At 63.2% G+C, this 18,654-nt stretch carries 21 protein-coding genes and 1 pseudogene; 8 read left to right on the plus strand and 14 right to left on the minus strand.

The annotated features are described in order from the left end of the window. Positions 1-102: 102 nt before the first annotated feature. From M727_RS35720 to M727_RS35725, 5 genes are read right to left on the minus strand one after another with little or no spacing between them, the layout of a single operon-like run. Positions 103-855: an MOSC domain-containing protein gene (locus tag M727_RS35720; RefSeq protein WP_198032586.1), complete on the minus strand. Its 753-nt coding sequence runs from the start codon at positions 853-855 to the stop codon at positions 103-105. Between the two features lie 7 nt (positions 856-862). Beyond that, on the minus strand, positions 863-2,494 hold the full coding sequence (locus M727_RS0103000) for a dipeptide ABC transporter ATP-binding protein (protein WP_245268425.1): 1,632 nt from the start codon (positions 2,492-2,494) through the stop codon (positions 863-865). Between the two features lie 41 nt (positions 2,495-2,535). Continuing rightward, on the minus strand, positions 2,536-3,363 hold the full coding sequence (locus tag M727_RS0103005) for an ABC transporter permease (RefSeq protein ID WP_051505496.1): 828 nt from the start codon (positions 3,361-3,363) through the stop codon (positions 2,536-2,538). After that, positions 3,360-4,301: an ABC transporter permease gene (locus tag M727_RS0103010; RefSeq protein ID WP_027151420.1), complete on the minus strand. Its 942-nt coding sequence runs from the start codon at positions 4,299-4,301 to the stop codon at positions 3,360-3,362. Before M727_RS0103010 ends, M727_RS0103005 begins: the two co-directional genes overlap by 4 nt. Next, the gene (locus M727_RS35725) at positions 4,283-5,482 is read right to left on the minus strand and encodes a C45 family peptidase (protein ID WP_084646609.1); all 1,200 of its coding nucleotides are present in this window, start codon (positions 5,480-5,482) and stop codon (positions 4,283-4,285) included. The genes M727_RS0103010 and M727_RS35725 overlap by 19 nt, the downstream gene beginning before the upstream one ends. A 140-nt stretch (positions 5,483-5,622) precedes the next feature. Between M727_RS35725 and M727_RS0103020 the strand changes: the two genes are divergently transcribed. Next, on the plus strand, positions 5,623-6,555 hold the full coding sequence (locus tag M727_RS0103020) for a GntR family transcriptional regulator (RefSeq protein ID WP_027151421.1): 933 nt from the start codon (positions 5,623-5,625) through the stop codon (positions 6,553-6,555). 179 nt (positions 6,556-6,734) lie between these two features. Here the strand turns inward: M727_RS0103020 and M727_RS39615 are convergent, their stop codons facing one another. Beyond that, the gene (locus M727_RS39615; RefSeq protein ID WP_084646622.1) at positions 6,735-6,914 is read right to left on the minus strand and encodes a hypothetical protein; all 180 of its coding nucleotides are present in this window, start codon (positions 6,912-6,914) and stop codon (positions 6,735-6,737) included. Positions 6,915-7,209: 295 nt separating this feature from the next. Between M727_RS39615 and M727_RS39620 the strand changes: the two genes are divergently transcribed. Continuing rightward, on the plus strand, positions 7,210-7,644 hold the full coding sequence (locus tag M727_RS39620) for a hypothetical protein (RefSeq protein ID WP_084646611.1): 435 nt from the start codon (positions 7,210-7,212) through the stop codon (positions 7,642-7,644). 405 nt (positions 7,645-8,049) lie between these two features. On the opposite strand, the gene M727_RS0103040 is transcribed toward M727_RS39620, so the two are convergent. Continuing rightward, on the minus strand, positions 8,050-8,334 hold the full coding sequence (locus M727_RS0103040) for an acylphosphatase (RefSeq protein ID WP_027151423.1): 285 nt from the start codon (positions 8,332-8,334) through the stop codon (positions 8,050-8,052). A gap of 163 nt (positions 8,335-8,497) precedes the next feature. On the opposite strand from M727_RS0103040, the gene M727_RS0103045 reads away from it, so the two are divergent. Together M727_RS0103045 and M727_RS0103050 are read left to right on the plus strand one after the other, a co-directional pair. Next, positions 8,498-9,310, plus strand: coding sequence for a hypothetical protein (locus M727_RS0103045; protein ID WP_027151424.1), 813 nt, complete (start codon positions 8,498-8,500; stop codon positions 9,308-9,310). After that, entirely contained in the window at positions 9,303-10,055 is a 753-nt protein-coding gene (locus M727_RS0103050; protein WP_051505497.1) for a metallophosphoesterase, read from the plus strand. Before M727_RS0103045 ends, M727_RS0103050 begins: the two co-directional genes overlap by 8 nt. Positions 10,056-10,071: 16 nt before the next feature. Here M727_RS0103050 and M727_RS0103055 read toward each other — a convergent pair whose 3' ends face one another. Next, complete coding sequence (locus M727_RS0103055) at positions 10,072-11,262, minus strand: NADH-quinone oxidoreductase subunit D (RefSeq protein ID WP_027151426.1); 1,191 nt, start codon at positions 11,260-11,262, stop codon at positions 10,072-10,074. A 116-nt stretch (positions 11,263-11,378) separates the two neighbouring features. Then, on the minus strand, positions 11,379-11,816 hold the full coding sequence (locus M727_RS0103060) for a hypothetical protein (RefSeq protein ID WP_027151427.1): 438 nt from the start codon (positions 11,814-11,816) through the stop codon (positions 11,379-11,381). Between the two features lie 205 nt (positions 11,817-12,021). Between M727_RS0103060 and M727_RS0103065 the strand changes: the two genes are divergently transcribed. Next, a complete protein-coding gene (locus M727_RS0103065) occupies positions 12,022-12,459 on the plus strand; it encodes a CBS domain-containing protein (RefSeq protein ID WP_027151428.1) in 438 nt (145 codons plus the stop codon). A gap of 182 nt (positions 12,460-12,641) precedes the next feature. Here the strand turns inward: M727_RS0103065 and M727_RS0103070 are convergent, their stop codons facing one another. From M727_RS0103070 to M727_RS43740, 4 genes are all read right to left on the minus strand, one after another. Continuing rightward, a complete protein-coding gene (locus tag M727_RS0103070; RefSeq protein WP_027151429.1) occupies positions 12,642-13,001 on the minus strand; it encodes a nuclear transport factor 2 family protein in 360 nt (119 codons plus the stop codon). Then, positions 12,998-13,339 (minus strand): hypothetical protein, encoded by a 342-nt coding sequence (locus tag M727_RS0103075; RefSeq protein ID WP_027151430.1) that lies wholly within the window; start codon positions 13,337-13,339, stop codon positions 12,998-13,000. Before M727_RS0103075 ends, M727_RS0103070 begins: the two co-directional genes overlap by 4 nt. 115 nt (positions 13,340-13,454) lie before the next feature. After that, positions 13,455-14,576: an NAD(P)/FAD-dependent oxidoreductase gene (locus tag M727_RS0103080; protein WP_027151431.1), complete on the minus strand. Its 1,122-nt coding sequence runs from the start codon at positions 14,574-14,576 to the stop codon at positions 13,455-13,457. Between the two features lie 2 nt (positions 14,577-14,578). Next, positions 14,579-14,704 carry a hypothetical protein gene (locus M727_RS43740; RefSeq protein ID WP_268929731.1) on the minus strand — a complete coding sequence of 42 codons (126 nt, stop codon included), beginning with the start codon at positions 14,702-14,704 and terminating at the stop codon, positions 14,579-14,581. Between the two features lie 144 nt (positions 14,705-14,848). On the opposite strand from M727_RS43740, the gene M727_RS0103095 reads away from it, so the two are divergent. Both M727_RS0103095 and M727_RS39625 read left to right on the plus strand, forming a co-directional pair. Next, positions 14,849-16,216, plus strand: a complete 1,368-nt coding sequence (locus M727_RS0103095; protein ID WP_027151432.1) for an aspartate aminotransferase family protein — start codon at positions 14,849-14,851, stop codon at positions 16,214-16,216. Positions 16,217-16,384: 168 nt separating this feature from the next. Continuing rightward, positions 16,385-16,625: pseudogene (locus M727_RS39625) on the plus strand (YkoF family thiamine/hydroxymethylpyrimidine-binding protein); the annotation flags it as partial. A gap of 478 nt (positions 16,626-17,103) precedes the next feature. Here M727_RS39625 and M727_RS0103105 read toward each other — a convergent pair. Beyond that, positions 17,104-18,198: an alcohol dehydrogenase family protein gene (locus M727_RS0103105; protein WP_036261126.1), complete on the minus strand. Its 1,095-nt coding sequence runs from the start codon at positions 18,196-18,198 to the stop codon at positions 17,104-17,106. A 163-nt stretch (positions 18,199-18,361) separates the two neighbouring features. Between M727_RS0103105 and M727_RS0103110 the strand changes: the two genes are divergently transcribed. Next, on the plus strand, positions 18,362-18,654 hold a 293-nt coding region (locus tag M727_RS0103110; protein ID WP_027151435.1), incomplete at its 3' end, for a helix-turn-helix domain-containing protein.

The following is an 18,654-nucleotide window of genomic DNA, read 5'->3' on the forward strand; positions in this document are numbered from 1 at the left end:
GAAAAGTGGTCGTGAGCTGTATTCGCCCCCGGCACCAAGCGTTGAATGTTCACCACTATCGTCACGACGTGCCGCCGTCCGGCGTCGAAAGCTTGATAAAGGTCAGGCTTCGTTCAAGGTGACCTGGTCGCCCAGCCTGATCTTGCCCGGTTCGATGATTTGGCAGAGCGCGCCGAAGCCGCCTTCGCCATGGCGCGCTATGGTTTGCAGCACTGCCGGCTCGAAGGCGAGATCGCCTTGCGCCAGAGCCGTGAAGCTGCAGCGCGCGCACGGTTCCGAGATCACGATCCGCGCCTTCCCGATCGACAGCACTTTCCCGATGATCTGCTGCTCGACGAAACCCTCCCACGAAGCGTCGGTTTCGATCACGATGTTGGGCCGGAACCGCCTGGAATCCACGTGCGAAGGATCCTCAAGCAGGCCGGCGAGCCTGTTCATCGAGGCTGACGTGACGATGTGGATGTCGGCGCGCTGATAGCGTGGCGCGATATGATCCCGGGCCCCCGAGCCGAAGCGGACATGTGGGTGCAGCGCCGCCGGGAAATCGAGGAAGGCCGAAACCAGCTCGCCTGCGAGGCTGGAGCCGGCATCGATCCAGGAGCCGTCCAAGCCGATTTCCGGCCGGTCACCCTTCAGCCTTGCAACAAGGTTGAGCAGCGGTCGCCAGTGTTTTCGCTTCTCCGGCGCGGCAACAGTGCCGTCGCGCCGGTCGATGATGCCCCAGATCCGATCGCCCGGAATCCCGCCCTGCGCAAGCTCGGTCCCGTCCAGCCGTTCGCCGCCCATCGAACTGATGGGGTATCGCCAGATCTCCTTGATACGGCCAAACGCTGTCATGATGCGGCGACGAGCCATGCCGTCCTCATCGAGCCACTGCCTTGCGTGCGCTCGCGCCATCGGCGAAATGGCGATCGATCAGCATCGCGGCATCGAGAAGGGCGCGTGTGTAGGCGTGGCGCGGTCGATCGAAGACGTCGTCGCGGTCGCCGATCTCGACAATCCTTCCGTCCTGCATGACGGCGACCCGATCGGCAACCTGCTCCACCGCACCCAGATCATGCGAGACGAACAGGCAGGTGAACCCGTGGCGTTCCTGCAACGACCGGATCAGAAGCAGGATCTGTTTCTGCACCGTCATGTCGAGCGCCGAGACCGGCTCGTCGGCGACGACGAAGGCCGGTCGCCTGACGATCGCCCGGGCGATCGCGACGCGCTGGCGCTGGCCGCCCGAAAGCTGATGCGGGAAACGCTCGAGAAGGTCGCGCGTCAGCCCCACTTCCTCGATGACCTCATCCATGCGCGCGGTCCGCCGCTTGCGGTCCAATTCGGTGTCGAGCTTCAGCGGCTCGGTGATGATCTCGGCAATCGACTCACGAGGGTCGAGCGACGAATAGGGGTCCTGGAAGACGATCTGCATGCCACGACGCTGCGCACGCGCGTCAGCGGATCGATCGTTTGCAATCGCCGTGCCAAGAAACGAGATCGTTCCACTGGCCGGCCTGACGAGACCGACAATAGCGCGCCCGAGGGTCGTCTTGCCGGAGCCCGACGCGCCGACCAGCGCCAGGGTTTCGCCGCGCCGGATGGTCAGGTCGACGCCGTCGACGGCGCGCTTCGGCGGCGCGCGCCCAAACAGCCTGGGACGGCCCGGATAGTCGATGACGACACTGCTGATCTCGACCAGGGGCGGGCCGTCGACGGTTTTTCTCGATCCGCCGGCGCTGCGCTTGGGAAGCGCATCCACCAACCGCTTCGTGTAATCGTGCTGCGGTGCGTGAAGCACCTGGGTGCTGCTTCCCTGTTCGACCGCCTTGCCTTCGCACATCACCGTCACGTTGTTCACATAGTGCGACACCATGCCGAGGTCGTGGCTGATCAGCAGGACGGCGGTTCCGTTCTCCCGCGTCAGCTCGACCATCAGGTCAAGCACGTCGCGCTGCACCAGCGTGTCGAGCGCGGTGGTCGGCTCGTCGGCGATCAGCAGGCGCGGCTTGAGCAGCATGACCGATGCGAGCATGATGCGTTGGCGCATGCCGCCGGAGAATTCGTGCGGATAGGCCGCAAGGCATTTGCCGGGATGCTTGATCTGGATCCTCTCCAGCATTGCCAGCGAGCGGTCCTTTATCTCGGCGCGCGACATGGCGCTATGCAGGCGTAGACCCTCCGCCATCTGCTCGCCGATGGTGACGGCGGGATTGAGCGAGACCATCGGCTCCTGGAAAACCATGCCGATCCGCGCACCGCGTATCCGGCGCAGCGCCTTTGGAGCGAGGCCGGTGAGCTCTTGTCCTTCGAAGTGGATGCTGCTGTCCGGCGTCGTGACCAGCGGGGCAGGGAGCAAGCTCACGATCGAGCGGGCCGCCATCGTCTTGCCCGAACCGGATTCGCCGACCAGCGCCAGCATGTCACTGGGGGCGAGGTCGAAATTCAGCCCGTCGACGATCCGCTTTCCCGATGGCCCGACCGAGATCGACAGGTTGCGCACTGAAAGCATCGTGTTGTTGTCCGCGGTCGGCACGAGCATGTTTCCAGGACCTACATTTTCGGGTCGAGCCAGTCGCGCACCGCGTCGCCCAGCATGTTGATGCCGAGCAGCGTGATCGAGATGCAGAGACCCGGCAGGATGATCAGGTGCGGCGCCTGGCCGATATAGGGCCGAGCCGTCGACAGCATGTTGCCCCAGCTCGGCGCCGGAGGCGGGACGCCCAGTCCAAGAAAGCTCAGCGCGCTTTCCGACAGGATGATCCAGCCGAACATGGTGGTGGCGAGCACGATGATCGGGGCAACGCAGTTGGGCAGCACATGCCGCGCCATGGTGATGATCTCGCTGTTGCCCATCACCCGCGAGGCCTCGACATATTCCCGCTCGCGAATGGACATCACCGAGGCCCGCACCACGCGCACCACGATAGGCATGTAGGCAAGCCCGAGCGCAACGATGATGCCCTCGCGGCTGGCGCCGATCACCGCCATCAGGCCGAGCGCCAGAAGCAGGCCGGGGAAGGCGAGGAAGGCGTCGTTGACCATCATGACGACGCGATCGACCCAGCCGCGCAGGAAACCGGCGAGAACGCCGAACGCGATGCCGAGAATCAAGGCGAAGGCGACTGTCGCAAAAGCGATCCAGGCGCTGGTCCGCGCGCCGCTGGCGAGGCGGCTGAGCACGTCGCGCCCGAACTCGTCGGCGCCGAGCAGGTGCTGAGGCGACGGCCCGCTGAGCCGCGACGGCAGATCGAGCTTGAGCGGATCGTAGGGCGCGATCCACGGGCCGAACACAGCCAGAAGGATCAATGCCCCGGTGACGGCGATCCCGAAGGTCGCATTGAATTTCAGCCCGGGCCGGCCGAGCACACGGGCGATCATGCGGCGACCCTCGGATCGAGCAGCGGATAGACGAGGTCGACGAGAAGGTTGATCACAACATAGATGAAGGCAACGAACAGCATCGTACCCTGAATCACCGGATAGTCGCGGGCATAGATGGCGTCGACCAGCAGCCGGCCGAGGCCGGGAATGGTGAAGACGGTCTCGATGACGACGATGCTTGAAAGCAGGCTGCCGAGCACCAAGCCGATCAGGGTCAAGGTGGGCGCGAAGGCGTTCTTGAAAGCATGGCGCCACATCACAGCGCTTTCGGAAAGTCCCTTTGCCCGCGCATGGGTGATGTATTCCAGCCGCGCCACCTCGATCGTGCTGGCCCTGGCCATGCGCGCGATCGGGCCGGACTCGACGAGCACCAGGGTGACCACGGGCAGGATCACGTACAGAGCGGCTTGCGCGAAGTCGCGGCTGAAGGGCACGTAGCCGACGATCGGCAGCCAGCCGAGATAGAGGCCGAAGATCAGCATCAGCATCAGACCCAGCCAGAAACTGGGGATCGAGAGCAGGATGGTCGAGGTGGCGACGACGGTGATGTCGCCAAAACTGTCCTGCTTCCAGGCGGCCAGCATGCCGGCCGGCACGGCGATGGCGGAGGCGACAAGCACGGCCAGGAGGACGATGATCGAGGAGACGGCGAAGCGGTCGAGGATCAGCGGCAGCACCTCCTGTCCGCTGCCGATCGAGCGCCCGAAATCGCCTGTAAGGACGTTGCTGGCCCAGATCAGATATTGCACCACCACAGGCTGGTCGAGCCCCATCTGATGCCGCATGGCTTCGACCTGTCCAGGCTGTGCGAGGTCTCCCAGCATCAACGTCGCAGGATCACCCGGGATGAAGCGCATCATCACGAAGACCGCAACCGACACCAGGATCAGGGTCGGTATGGCGCTGGCGATGCGGGTCAGGACAAAGCGGACCATCGTTTCTCCTGTGCTGATATCGAAGGTCGCCCCCGTGCCAGCATCGCCTTCTCGGCGCGCTCGCGGACCTCGTCGTCGAGGGTGAGTTCGTAGCGGGTGAATTCGCGGTTCTCGGCCGGCAACGGTGCGATCTCCATGACGCCGGCGGCTGGTTCGAAGACGATCATCGCCACCGTCGCCGAGAGATTGCCGCCTTTCTTCCTGATCCGCGGACGACAGACGCTGAACGGCGAAGCGAAATCGTCGAACAGGGCTTCCTTCAAATCGTCGATCGTGACGTCCCCATGCCGCGCCGACAGGCGACGGCGCACGCGGTGGTCGCGATAAAGACTGTCCGGCACGTCGCGAAGCCCGGTTTCGCGCAGCTTCGACAACGCCACCGGGCTCTGCCAGTGATTGGCGTGGACGATCATGTCGTCGTCCGGATAGATGGCGAAGGCCTCGTCCGGCGCGCATTCGAAATCGACCGCGAAGCCCTCGGCGGTGCTCAGGATCATGTTGTTGGAGCCGGATTTCGGTGTCGTCGCCACCACCTTGATGGCGTCCGCGAAATGCTGCGCTTCAAGCGCCCGGCGCCGGATGAAGGGCAGCGGAATTCCGATCTCGCGATAGTCGCGGTCCGATTCGAGATAGTTCGCGGTGATGCCGATGCCGGCCGCGTTGAAGCCGCTGCGCGCCAGTCCGCCGGCTTCGGTGAAGGTCAGGAGGTCCGGCCCGTCCGTTCGCCGGATGCGCAGCACCACCGAGGTCTCGGCGCATTCGGCCTTCCAGTCCCAGTTCTGGCCATGGATGAGCCTGCCGTTGCGGGTTGCCTCCGGCAAAATCACAGCGCCCGTGCAGCCGTCGGGCTCGTCGTCGGAAATGCCTTTCTCGCGCCGGGCGAGCTGCAGGATTTCGGTACGCGCGTTGACCAGGACGATCGAGGACAGGTCGAGATTGGCGCCTGACGCGATCCCTTCCATTTCCTCGACGAGATCGGGCGCCCATTGCCGCAAGCGAGGCAGGAAGATTTCGGAAAACCGCGCGACATCGTCCCGCCCGAAGCCGAACCGGTCGAGCTGCCCGGCGTAGAGCGCCACCGAAGCGCCGATGCGACCGCGCGCCTGTTCGCCATAGGCCATGCCGCGCGCTTTCGGCGCTCCTTCGATCTCGACAAGCGGAAAAGGTGCGACTGTTGTCATCAAGGGAAGCCTCAACTCGTTGAGTTCGGATACTAATGCATTTTGATTGAATGAAAAGCAGGAAAATTCGATAGATTGCCAGTTCGAACTGCGTGGCGCATATCTATAATGCGAAGATGCGAACGCCTGAGGAAGTGCCTATGAATGAAACGATCATCGACCGGCCGGCACGTGGCGAGGCGGCCAGTCCGCTGCAGATCGATCTGGCGCGGCGGATCCTGGAGCGGATCAGGGATTCGGGCTGGACGGTTGGAACCCGCGTCTCGGTGCCCGACCTTGCCCGCACCTTCGGCGTCTCGCGTTCTCCGATCAGCGCGGCGTTGGAGCTGCTGGTCGCCCAGGGCATCTTGAGCCCGTTCGAGACGAGGGGGCTGCAATTGGCGCGCGAGGTCGCCGACCTCGACCCTGAGGATATCCTGCCCAGTTCACCGCTCGAGGAGCTTTACCGCAGGATGATGCGCGAGCGCGCGCTCGGCCAGCTGCCGCAGGAGGTGTCCGAAGCGGAACTGATGCCGCGCTATCAGGTGTCGCGCGGCGTCGTGCGCAAGCTTTTGCTCCGCTTTGCCGCCGAAGGGCTGGTGCAGCGCCTGCCGGGGCATGGCTGGCGTTTCGCCGACACGTTGGTCGGCGAGGACGCCTACCGGGAAAGCTATGAATTCCGGACGGCCGTCGAATGCGCGGCGCTGCGGTCGCCCATGTTCAAAGCGGATCCTCAGCAACTGGCGCCGGTCCGCCGCGCTCACCAGCGCATCCTGGCGATCGTGTCGACGGGCAAGACGCTGATCGGCGGCGACGAATGGTTCCGGATCAACGCATCCTTTCACGAAGGGCTTGCGGCCTGTTCCGGCAACCGGTTCCTGGCGGATGCGGTGCGCCAGCAGAACAATCTGCGCCGGTTGCAGGAGTCGGCGGGTTTCGAGGAACTGCCGGCGGAACGCATCGAGCAGTCCTGCCGGGAGCATCTGGCCATCCTCGACGCCGTCGAGGCGGGCGAGATCGAATGGGCCGAGGCGCTGCTGCGCCAGCATCTAAGGCAGGCATCCGAGTTCGCTTCGCCGCAGCGCTCGATCTGATGCCTGCTATGTCCGCGACGATGAGCATTTCCGTCGTCATTTTCCGCGCCTGATCACCACTGACAGCACCGAGACGACGGCGACGCAGCCCGCATGCTGGCCGCTCAGTCAGCCAACGCGCCGACGCCATCTCGGATCCATGCGGGACTGGCCGATCTGGAACGAGCGTCTCCGCTCCGTCAAATGCCGGGATTTTTGGGACTGATTTTCAGCGGCGCATCATTTTCATCCGGATTGGGAACAGGAGCTTCGTCGGGAAGTCTGTCCGGGTCCGGCTCACGCACCGGCTTCGGTTCAGGAAACGGCGGCGGTGTGGGCGCGGGAGTGGGCGTTGGTTCGGGAGTGGGAAGAATGGCCATGGTGTGATTTCCTTCCGCTCGCACTCTGCCTGGCGGGTCGCCGACGTCGGCTGGGATTTTGAAGCCACCCGTTCCGATCGGTTTTCGCTCGGGCTGACGCACGCAGAACGACCACGCATGCCTATGGTTCCGACGCGAACTCCGATGATCAACGCGGGCATCGGCATTCGTGGCCGGACGGGGCCGTCAGAAAAGTGATCGAATGGTCCGCCCATGAGGGCCTTGCCGGCGTCGTGGAGCGCCATAATTTCCATTTCAGGGTGGGACGAACTCACCTGCTGAATAGGAGGCGGCCGTGAAGCACCAAACACTTGACCAACTGCATACCGTTGCCGACGTTCACGCTGAAGCAACAGACCTCGTAGCGACTCGAAGCCAGCGTCTCGAACGTTGGGCGAAACTGCTGGAGAAAAATCCCGATCGACGTCTCGAAGCGTTGACCGGCACCGAATACAAGTCCCCTGAGATACGCGAGAAAATGCGTTACAACGACTCGCCTCTCACGGTTGCCTTCGAGGACCCGATCTTTCGCGCGCAAGGCTTGAGAGATGACACCTACGGTGAAGCCAAGCGCTTCTTCGAGCTGACCGACTGGCAGCTGCACGAAATCGTCTGCCATTGCCATGTCGGCGCCTCGATACGAGCGCGATGGGCTGCCTCTCGCGTCCGTTCGGCAATGTCCGAAAGGTTTGGTTTCTTCGCCTGGCTGCGAGGAATATTCATGCACTGACGCTTCGGGCACTGACGCTACGGGCATTGACGCTGCCGGCATTTATGTTGGGGGCCGGCATGTTCGGGTGATGGGGCGGCGAAGTGATTTCCACGCCTCGCATCAGCGGTCGTTGATGAGCGGATAGGCCGTTTCGACGGCGATCCGCCATCGGCGAAGCTCGAACCATAGGCTCGATACCACAGGGATGCGCGGATTTCAGTCGGCGGGCGCCGTGTAGCGACGATGGACTGCTTCCGCAATGGCGGCGCGGCTTTCCATGAGGATCGAGCTATCGTCATCCTCGATGACAGCCGCTGCCTCCGCAAGCGCCTTTTCCGTGACCTGTTGCGGAACCGCTGGCTGTCGATTGCTCCCGCGCAAGGCAACGTCGCGGAGGCTTGGCCTTCAAGCCGGTACACACTCCTAGCCGATGATCCTGAATCCGTTCGGCTCCTGGCCGGCATCGACGTCCTGGGATGTCACGCTGGAGACCGACGCCCCGGTCGGCCCTTTCCACAACCGGTGCAACATGGTCGAAACCGCGCCTTCGGCTCCGACGATCAGTGCCGTCACGGATCCATCCTCCTCATTGCGAACCCACCCGGACAGACCGAGCCTCTCGGCCTCGGTCCGTGTCCACACGCGAAACGAGACGCCTTGCACCCTTCCCCTCAGTCTGACGCGTACCGCCTTGCGCCCGTCCTCCATGGTCGCCTCCGTGCAGTTGGTTTGTTCACACCTTCAACTCACCAGCGGCGAAAAAGGCTCCGCCATCACATTTTACGCATGATGTCGGCAACGGAACCATGCGGCGGCGGCTTTGTTTAAAGACGGACAGCTGCAGGTTGCTGGGCCTCGGAGCCACGATTTCATGACCAACGATTCTCCAACGGGAGGCGCCATCCCGGCATCCGTTCCGACGATCGATCCGAAAGCGGCGCCGACGCTTCAACACGCCGAGGCCGAGGTCTTTTATACAGAGGCGATCCGCGAACTCGCCGCAACGGACATCCCCTTTCTTGTCGCCGGCACCTACGCGGTGAGCGCCTATACGGGCGTCACGCGCCAGACCAAAGACCTCGACATTTTCTGCAAGGCCGGCGACTACGCGCGCATCCTGGCGCATTTCAAGCAAGCCGGCTATGCGGTCGAGATCGTGGACGACCGGTGGCTTGGCAAGGTCTTCAAGAGCACCCATTTTTTTGACGTCATATTCGCATCGGCGAACGGCACCATGCCGGTCGGCGACGGGTGGCTGGAGCATGCACGGCAGATCGAACTGCTGGGCAGTCAGGTGCGGATCGTAGGTCCGACCGAGCTTATCTGGTCCAAATGCTTCATCCAGGACAGAGGCCGCCACGACGGCGCCGACATCGCTCACACCATCCTCAAGGCGCAGGATCAGATCGATTGGCGCCGGCTGCTTTCCTACCTCGAAGTCCACTGGGAGGTGCTGCTGATGCAGCTTCTGAATTTTCGATGGATCTATCCGAGCGAGCGCGATCACATTCCCGCCTGGCTGCTCGACGAATTGCTTGACCGGCTCGCCAAGCAGAGGGAGTTGCCTACGCCCCGAATGAAGATCTGCCGTGGGCGCCTGCTTTCGCCGACCGACTACGAGATCGACGTCAAGGAATGGGGCTTTGCCGGCGTCGGCGGAACAGGAGAATTTCGTGATGGCTGAGAGGAACAAAGCTGCTACGGCAAAGGTTGAGAACGGCGGCACCGTGAGGATTGCGGCTGTCGGCGACCTGCATGTGCGGGAAGACGCGCAGGCCTCCTGCCGTGATCTCTTCGGCGAAGTCTCGCACGAAGCGGACGTCCTCGTGCTCACTGGCGACCTCACCAATCTCGGCAAGCCGCGTGAGGCCGAAATCCTTGCGGAGGATTTGCGCGCCTGCGCAATCCCGGTCGTCGCCGTGCTCGGCAACCATGACTATGAATCCGGCGCGGTCGAGGACGTCGCCCACATCCTTCGGCAGGCGGGCGTCCATCTTCTTGACGGCCAGACCACGGAAATCAAGGACGTCGGCTTTGTCGGCGTGAAGGGGTTCATTGGCGGTTTTGGATCACGCATGCTCGGCTCCTTCGGCGAGCCGGCGATCAAGGCGATGGTCGCCGAAAGCGTCAGCGAATCGATGCGGCTCGAAAACGCAATGCGGCAGGTTCGCACCAATCGTACGCTTGTCGTCCTGCACTACGCTCCGGTGGTCGAGACGGTCGCTGGCGAGCCATTGGAGATTTTTCCGTTCCTGGGCTCGTCGCGGCTGGCGGAGACGATCGATCGGTTCAAGGTCAGCGCCGTGGTGCATGGCCACGCGCATCGCGGCATCTATGAAGGTCGCACGCCCGGCGGTGCCCCGGTCTACAACGTCGCCATGCACGTGGCGAAGCCGACCGGCCGTCCCTACGCCCTGCTCGAAATCTGAAACACCCCGCGCCTCGTCAGCGATCGATCTCGCCGAACACGATATCGAGCGAGCCGATGATCGCGGCGACATCGGCGAGCATGTGCCCGCGCGACAGAAAATCCATCGCCTGCAGATGGGCAAAGGACGGCGCGCGGATCTTGCACCGATAGGGAGTATTGCCGCCGTTCGAAACCAGATAGACGCCGAACTCGCCCTTCGGCGCCTCCACCGCGGCGTAGACTTCTCCGGCGGGCACGCGAATACCCTCCGTGTAGAGTTTGAAATGGTGGATGGTCGCTTCCATCGAGCGTTTCATCGTCGCCCGCGGCGGCGGCGTGATCTTTTGGTTCGGAATTGCCACCGGCCCTTGGCCTTCGGGCGATCGCAATTTCTCCAGGCATTGCCTCATGATCCGCACCGACTGGCGCATTTCCTCCATGCGGACGAGATAGCGGTCGTAACAGTCGCCGTTCTTGCCGATGGGAATGTCGAAATCCATCTCGGGGTAGCATTCATATGGCTGTGCCTTGCGCAAGTCCCACGCCGCGCCCGACCCGCGCACCATGGGGCCGGAGAAGCCCCAGGCCCAGGCGTCGTCGAGGCCGATCACGCCGACATCGACGTTGCGCTGCTTGAAGATACGGTTTTCGGTGAGCAACTCGTCGAGGTTGCCGCAAACCTTGAGGAACGGATCGCAGAAAGCCCAGATGTCGTCCAGGAGCTTCGGAGGCAGGTCCTGGTGCACGCCACCGACCCTGAAATAATTCGCATGCATGCGGGCGCCGGAGGCGCGCTCGTAAAACACCATCAGCTTCTCGCGCTCGGCGAAACCCCAGAGCGGCGGGGTCAGCGCGCCGATATCCATGGCCTGTGTCGTGACGTTGAGGAGATGCGACAAGAGCCGGCCGATTTCGCAAAACAGAACACGGATGAGCTGTCCGCGCTTCGGGACCGAGATTTCCAACAACTTCTCGGCGGCGAGGCAGAACGCATGCTCCTGGTTCATCGGCGCGACATAGTCGAGCCGGTCGAAATAGGGCAGGGCCTGCAGATAGTTCTTGTACTCGATCAGTTTTTCGGTGCCGCGGTGGAGCAGGCCGATATGGGGATCGGCGCGATCGACGACCTCGCCGTCCAGTTCCAGCACCAGCCGCAGCACGCCGTGAGCAGAGGGATGCTGCGGTCCGAAGTTGAGGGTGAAGTTGCGAACTGCGGCTTCGACCATGACGCTGCTCCGCTGTACCGGGTTTCAGGGCCGAAGCCGAGTGCTCCGGCCCGCCACGCCCGGACCACCGATCAGGTGCCCGCCAATCACGTGCCCGCCAATCACGTGCCCGCCAATCACGTGGTTGTCTGGATGATCAGAGTCAGCATGCCGTCGCCGTCGATGTTGGCGGCAACAACCTGCGACGAATCCAGCCCGTTCGCCGCCAGCACCGATGCCGCCTGTGGCGAGGCATCGATCGAGCTCTGCAGAGTAAGCAGATCTTCAACGCTGGTCTGGGTGATCACGGCCTCGGCTTGCGTCTTGAGTTCCGGCGGCAAATCCTCGAGGGCGACAATGGCAATGCCAGTAAAATTCTGGTCGGTGAAACCTTGATCAGGCAGGGCTTGGTCAGGCAGGGCCTGGTCAGGCGTTTGGTTGGGCAAGCTTGGATCGGGCAGGGCTTCCGGAGCCGGAGGTGCGATCTGGGGAAGCTGCGGGTCGGTGGATTGCGCGTGAATCGGCTGCGCCAGGGCCAATCCCGAAAGGGCGGCAATTGTCGTCAACATGCGCATGATCGTTCCTTCCGTTTTTCGTTTGGCTCGAGGAGGATCACTTGGTGACCACTCAACCATCGTGCCGGATAATAGTTCCCGCCCGTCACGGATATGGCCCGCTGCGCGTGGTCGAACGATGGAACGATTCCGACAGGCGTTCATTCTGCCCTGATCACACCTTCATCACAGGATCGGCGGGGCGCTGCAGCTCGAGGAGAAAGCTATGAGAATCAGCGAGTGCATGACACGGAAAGTTCAGGTCGCCAGTGCGGACCAGTCCTTGCGGGATGCCGCACGAGTCATGGCCGATCTTGACGCCGGTGTTCTGCCCATGGGTGAGAATGAGCGGCTGGTCGGCATGATCACGGACCGCGACATTGCCGTCCGTGGCATCGCGGAGGGCAGAGGTCCCGACACCAAGATCAGGGATGTGATGAGCGCGGAGGTACAGTGCTGCTTTGACGACCAGGATGTCGGCGATGTTCTTCAGAATATGCGCGAACTCAAAGTGCGGCGAATGCCGGTGATCAGCCGCGACCGGCGGCTGGTTGGCATTGTCTCGCTCGGCGACCTCGCCACGAATGGCGAGCCCGCCTGGGCCGGCGAAGCGCTGGGCGGCATCTCGCAGCGGGGCGGCGACCATTCGCAGACGGCGCACTGATGCATCATAAACAGATTTGAAGTTCCTGCTCGATCGACGGCATCGGCGTTCAGGAACTTCGAATCCACAACCGTACTGGAGTCACTCCTTTGCGCTACAGGGCCGCACGCCCGGACGCGCGAGCACTTGGTTTGCGCATGATTCCCAGCGAAAATCGATTTCCGGGATCATCCGGGCCGACGCTACGCTACGGAGAATCGATCGATGACCCACAGCCATGTCCCGTCGCCCTGGCGGCGGGCGACCTCGGCGGTTACGGTGCCATCGGGAAGATGGGTTGACGTCAGTGCCAGATCTCCGCTGACAACAGCGGGAGCCTGATTTCCGGCGGCATATTTTCGGCCCGTTGCGGTGATGTCGGCGAAGAGTGCCCGGATCGCTTCGCGGCCACACGTCAGTCGCCCGTCACCGCTGTCGACGACGGCATGCGGCTCAAAAAGCGCGGCCATGCCGTCGATGTCTCCCACCCACTGCCGGGAGATCAGCAGGCGCTCCAGATCCTGGGGATCACGCGCCGGCTCGCGGCTTGCTTCATCGGTCATGGCGAAACTCCTCCGACGCTCGGTAGCAAAGCGTTCGATCCTGCGCCAAGTTTCGTTGGAAGACGAGCCGCGGAAGCTCCGCCATGCTGATCGCAAGGTGGAGCAGCCTGGCGATCATCCTCCCAGCCGAGATCGCGATCCGCAACGCGCCATTCGGCGGTGCGGGCGCGGCGCCGGTGGCTGCGGCTGTCGTTGAGGAAGTCGGCGATCCTTGCCGCCGACTTCGCCGAGTCGAAAGTCAGCAGCCGATCGTGATGGACGACGGGCTCGCCGGTCTCATTGTCCCAGATCTCGAACCGGCAGCTTGGGTTCGGTATGGCTTCGAAACGGATCTTCATATCGATGGTCCCGGTGATCGTCGGACCGAGGTTCCGCGATCCCGGCTTATGGATGGCTTACGGGCGTTTGGATTATGCCTTTGGCAGCGGGCGCGCTCGCGCGGGTCGCCCTCGGCTAGCTGGCCTTCGGCGCGAGGCGCTGCGCGACATGGTCGGCGATCGCCAGGCTTGAGGTCAGGCCGGGGCTCTCGATGCCGAACAGATTGACCAGGGCCTCCACGCCGTGCACCGCTGCGTCCTGGATGGCGAAGTCGGCATTGGCTTCGCCGGGACCGGAGAGCTTCGGCCGGATGCCGCTATAGGCCGGCTGCAGGCTGCCATCGGCCAGGTCCGGCCAGTATTTGCGGATCTCGTCGTAGAAGCGCTCGCCACGTGTTGGATCGACGCGATAGTCGAGTTGATCGGTCCATTCGACGTCAGGCCCGAAGCGGGCGACGCCGTCGAGGTCGAGCGTCAGATGGACGCCGAGCCCGCCGGGTTCGGGCACGGGATAGACCAGCCGCGAGAACGGCGCCCGGCCGGCGACCGAAAAGTAATTGCCCTTGGCGTAGCGAAGTTCTGGCACGAATTGCCGGTCGAACCCCCCAAGCGAGCCGGCAATTGCCGTGGCGCCGAGCCCGGCGGCGTTGACGAAGCGCGTGGTGGCGATTTCAAAGCGCTCGCCGCTGGTGCTGTCGACCGTGTCGAGCACGATGCGCCCGCCCTCGATGCGGCCGCAGACGATGCGGGTGTTGAAGCTGAGCGCCGCCCCGCGCTCCTCGGCATCGCCCAGCAGCGCCAGCATCAGCGCATGGCTGTCGATGATGCCGGTGGCGGGTGACAAAAGCGCGGCCGTGCAGCGCAGCTTGGGCTCCAGCCTGCGCGCCTCAGCTTCGCTCAACGGCACCAGATCGCCCGCGCCGCAAGCAGAGGCATTGGCCAGGATCGAAGCGAGTACCGGCTCCTGTTCGGCATCCGTGGCGACGATGAGCTTGCCGCAGCGCGCATGCGGCACCGCCCGCTCCTGGCAATAACGGTAGAGCCTTTCGCGGCCTGCCACGCAGAGCCGGGCCTTCAGCGATCCGGCCGGATAGTAGATGCCGGCATGGATGACCTCGGAATTGCGCGAACTGGTCCCGGTGCCTATGGCGTTCTCGGCCTCGAGGATCAGGGTGTCCATGCCACGCCGCGCCGTCTCTCGCGCGATCGCGAGGCCAATGACGCCGGCGCCGGCAACGATGCAGTCGACATGGTCCACGATCAGGCCACCTCAGCCTTGTTGTTGTGCCTGCTGGTGAGCCGTTCGGGAATCAGGTCTTGGCCATGCGCACAGCCGGCTTGGCGCAGGTTCCGGCGTTTAGCAGCCTCGAAGCTGAAATTCTGCATGTCTTCCGTCCATCCGCCTGCCCTTCCGAAAGGGCTTGACACCCTTACAAGAAACGGATGCAGCAAACAGCATTAATCCAGAGGTCGATGCGCGCGCCGAACGGCGGCAGGACGCACGTCCCGGCATGCAGGACAGGAGCCATCATGGACGCTCGACCGAATTCTCCCGAAGCCCGCGACATCAGCTACCACATGCACGGCTACACCAATGCCCGCAAGCACGAGGAAGCAGGGCCACTCGTCATCGAGAAGGGCGACGGCATCTATGTCGAGGATCTCGCCGGCAACCGCTATATCGAGGCGATGGCCGGGCTTTGGAGCGTCGCGGTCGGCTTCTCCGAGAAGCGGCTGGTCGACGCTGCGGTGCGCCAGATGTCCAAGTTGCCTTACTATCACGACTTCGGCTCCAAATCGCATTCGCCGCTGATCGATCTCGCCGAGAAGCTGGTGCAGATGGCGCCGGTGCCGATGAGCAAGGCGTATTTCACCAATTCCGGCTCCGAGGCCAACGATACGGCCATGAAGATGATCTGGTACCGGTCGAATGCGCTCGGCCAGCATGCGCGCAAGAAGATCATCAGCCGCATTCGCGGCTATCACGGCGTCACCATTGCCTCGGCGAGCCTGACCGGGCTGCCCAATAACCACAATTCCTTCGACCTGCCGATCGCCAATGTGCTGCACACCTCGACGCCGCATCACTGGCGCGAGGCGCTGCCAAATGAGAGCGAAGGAGAGTTTTCGAGCCGGCTTGCCGACGATCTGGAAAAGCTGATCCTGGCCGAAGGACCGGAAACCATCGCTGCCTTCTTCGGCGAGCCGATCATGGGCGCCGGCGGCGTCATCGTGCCGCCGGCAGGCTACTGGGAGAAGATCCAGGCGGTGCTGTCGAAATACGACATCCTGCTCGTCGCCGACGAGGTGATCTGCGGCTTTGGCCGAACCGGCGAAATGTTCGGCTCGCAGACCTTCGACATCAGGCCCGACATCATGGTGCTGTCGAAGCAGATCTCTTCGTCCTACCTGCCGATCTCGGCCTTGCTGATCAACGAGAAGGTTTTCGAGCCGATTGCCGACGAAAGCAATCGCATCGGCACCTTCGGCCACGGCTTCACCGGCGGCGGCCATCCCGTTGCGGCGGCGGTCGCGCTGGAGAACCTGAAGCTGATCGAGGAGCGCGATCTCGTCGGCAATGCGCGCACGGTCGGCGCGCATATGCAGAAGCGGCTGCGCAAGCTCGCTTCGCATCCGCTTGTCGGCGAGGTGCGCGGCGTCGGCCTGATCGCGGCGGTCGAACTGGTCGGCGACAAGGCGAACAAGACGCCGTGGGAGACGGCCGGCGCGCTGGGCGGGCTCGTCAACGGTTTCATGCAGCAGAACGGCGTCATCTCGCGCAACATGGGCGATGCACTGGCCTTCTGCCCGCCGCTGATCATCACCGAGCCCCAGGTCGATCAGGTGATCGACGCGTTTGAAAGATCGCTTGAAGCCGCGGTCAAGCAGGTCCCGTAATTGGCGCCCGTCGCTCGAGATCATGCCGTTATAAGAGAACCGCATTTTCTTATAACTGGAGCCGCTAACTGGAGCCGCCTGACATGAAGACGGTCGAACGCAAGCGGCGTTATAAGAAAATTGCGAAAAACTTATAACGCCGCAGGAGAGGATGTCGCCAGTGCGAAAAAGCTCGGACAAGAGGTCGCCGCGCAGTTCTCGCTCTATCCGCTCGGCGAGGGCCATCACATGGACGAGATCTACGGCTGCATCGACTTTCTCAAGACTTCCGGCGTTTTCGACAGGACAAAGAATTTCTGCACCAAGCTGAGAGGCGACGCTGTCGGAAGCCTTCCTTCGCTTCGGCGCGCCGCAAGGCCATGTCGCGCTCGATTTTACCGTGTCGGCGAACAGCCCGAGCCCTTGTTAGGGCGTGCCGATATTCAGCCAGCCCGCGAACGGCGATCTCCTGCGCTTCCGCTTTGGTTCTCGAGCGCTGCTGCGGTGCAGAACCTTTGATCGTGGAGGGACAGCGCCCCCCTCTGTCCTGCCGGACATCTCCCCCACAAGGAGGGAGATTGGCCTTCATCACTGATTTCGCCAACCACCAACCTTGCAAAAAGGGACGCTGCCCGCGAAGCTGCCAATCTCCCCCCAAAGTGGGGGAGATGCCGAGTTTTGGCAAAAGAGGGCAGGACAGAGGGGGGCGCGAAGGATCGCTACAGAGCGCTTTTATTCTGAGCCGCAGCATTATGGACGGAAACTAGCTGGGATGCGAAGTCGTGTTGGCTTATGCCAATCGCCAGCGTTGGAGATCGGCTGCAGTCTGGTCGGGCAGCGACCACCCACAGGCCTTTTCAGGCTCAGTCAAAGACCAAATTCTCTATGCAGAGACTACGTGCTTCATCTTATCGACGATCCGCAACGGCATCCGGAACGACCACCAGTTTGCCGACAAAATCCTTCGCGATGAAATCCGCCTGGGCGCGGTGGAAATCGGAGAGCTTGTAGACACCGCCGACCAGCGGCCGGATTTTCTTCTCCTCGATGTAGCGGACGATACGGCGGAAGTCGTGTCGCGTGCCCTGGCTGGAGCCGTGCAGCTGCAATTGCTTGAGATACATGGTGCGCAGATCGAGCCGCACGACCGGGCCGGCAATCGCGCCGGCGGTGGTGTAGCGGCCTTCGGGCCGAAGGATGCGCAACAGGTCGTTGAAGATCGCACCGCCGACGAGGTCGGCAACCACGTCGATCGGCTGGCCGCCGGTTGCGTCGTTGACGGCGGCGGGCAGATCGGCGACGCCACGGGTGATCACCGCTTCGGCGCCGATGTCGAGCACCGCCTGTTCCTTGCCCTTGCCGACGACGGCATAGGGAATGGCGCCGCGCGCCCGCGCCAACTGCACGATGCCGGAGCCGACGCCGCCCGACGCGCCGGTGACCAGCACGCGCTCGCCGGCCTTCAATGCGGCGCGTTCGAGCATCTGTTCGCCGGTAAGGTAAGCGCAGCAGAAGGTGGCGAGTTCGACGTCGGTCAGGTCGGTGGCGACGACATGGGCGTTCTCGGCCGGCACGGTCTGGTACTCGGCATAGCCGCCGTCGCGGCCGTGGCCCATATAGTCGATGTCGGCGAGTGAATCATCGTCGCGGTTGTAGATGGAGAAATCGACCATCACCCGCTCGCCGATGCGGGCCGAAGAAACACCCTCGCCGACGGCAACGATGTTGCCGACGGTGTCGGTGCCCTGGATGCGCGGGAAGGTCAGCGTGTTGCCTTGGCGGCGCCAGGTCGATACCGCGGCAGCATCTTCCTCCGTGCCGTAGGCACCCTGACGCACCCAGACATCGGTGTTGTTCATGCCGCAAGCGGTGACCTTGACCAGCACTTCACTTGGGGCGGGCGAGGGCACTTTCACGTCGGTGCGGTAGACGAGCTTTTCCGCTCCGCCGTGGCCGGTCAGCTGCACGGTTGCCATGGTGGCGGGGAGGGCTTTGGAGGTCATTGATGTTGCTTCCAGATATTCCAGGTTCGCGCTGCCCCTCACCCTTACCCTCTCCCCGTGAACAACGGGGAGAGGGGGTCGCCATGTCCGAACCGGATAGATAGGTAACAGAATGGACTGATTACATGGGTGACAGTTTTCTCCTTCGCCGGGAGGACCGGCGATGGTTTGGCGAGAGACTGGCATCATGGATGAGCGGCTTCGGTTTGTTGTGGAGTGCCTGGCGGGTGATGAGACGATGACGCAGCTTTGTGCTGACTTCGGCATATCGCGCAAGATCGGCTACAAATGGCTGGGACGGTACCGGGAGTTCGGCCCGGAAGGTCTGCATGACCGGCCGCGGGCGCCGCTCAATCATGGCCGGGCGACGGCGGTGGATCTGGTGGAGCGGATCGTTGCTTCGAAGGAGGCACATCCACTGTGGGGGCCGAAGAAGATCATGGCGCGGCTCAAGCG

This window comes from Mesorhizobium sp. WSM2561 (genome assembly GCF_000513915.1).
GTDB lineage: Bacteria > Pseudomonadota > Alphaproteobacteria > Rhizobiales > Rhizobiaceae > Mesorhizobium > Mesorhizobium muleiense.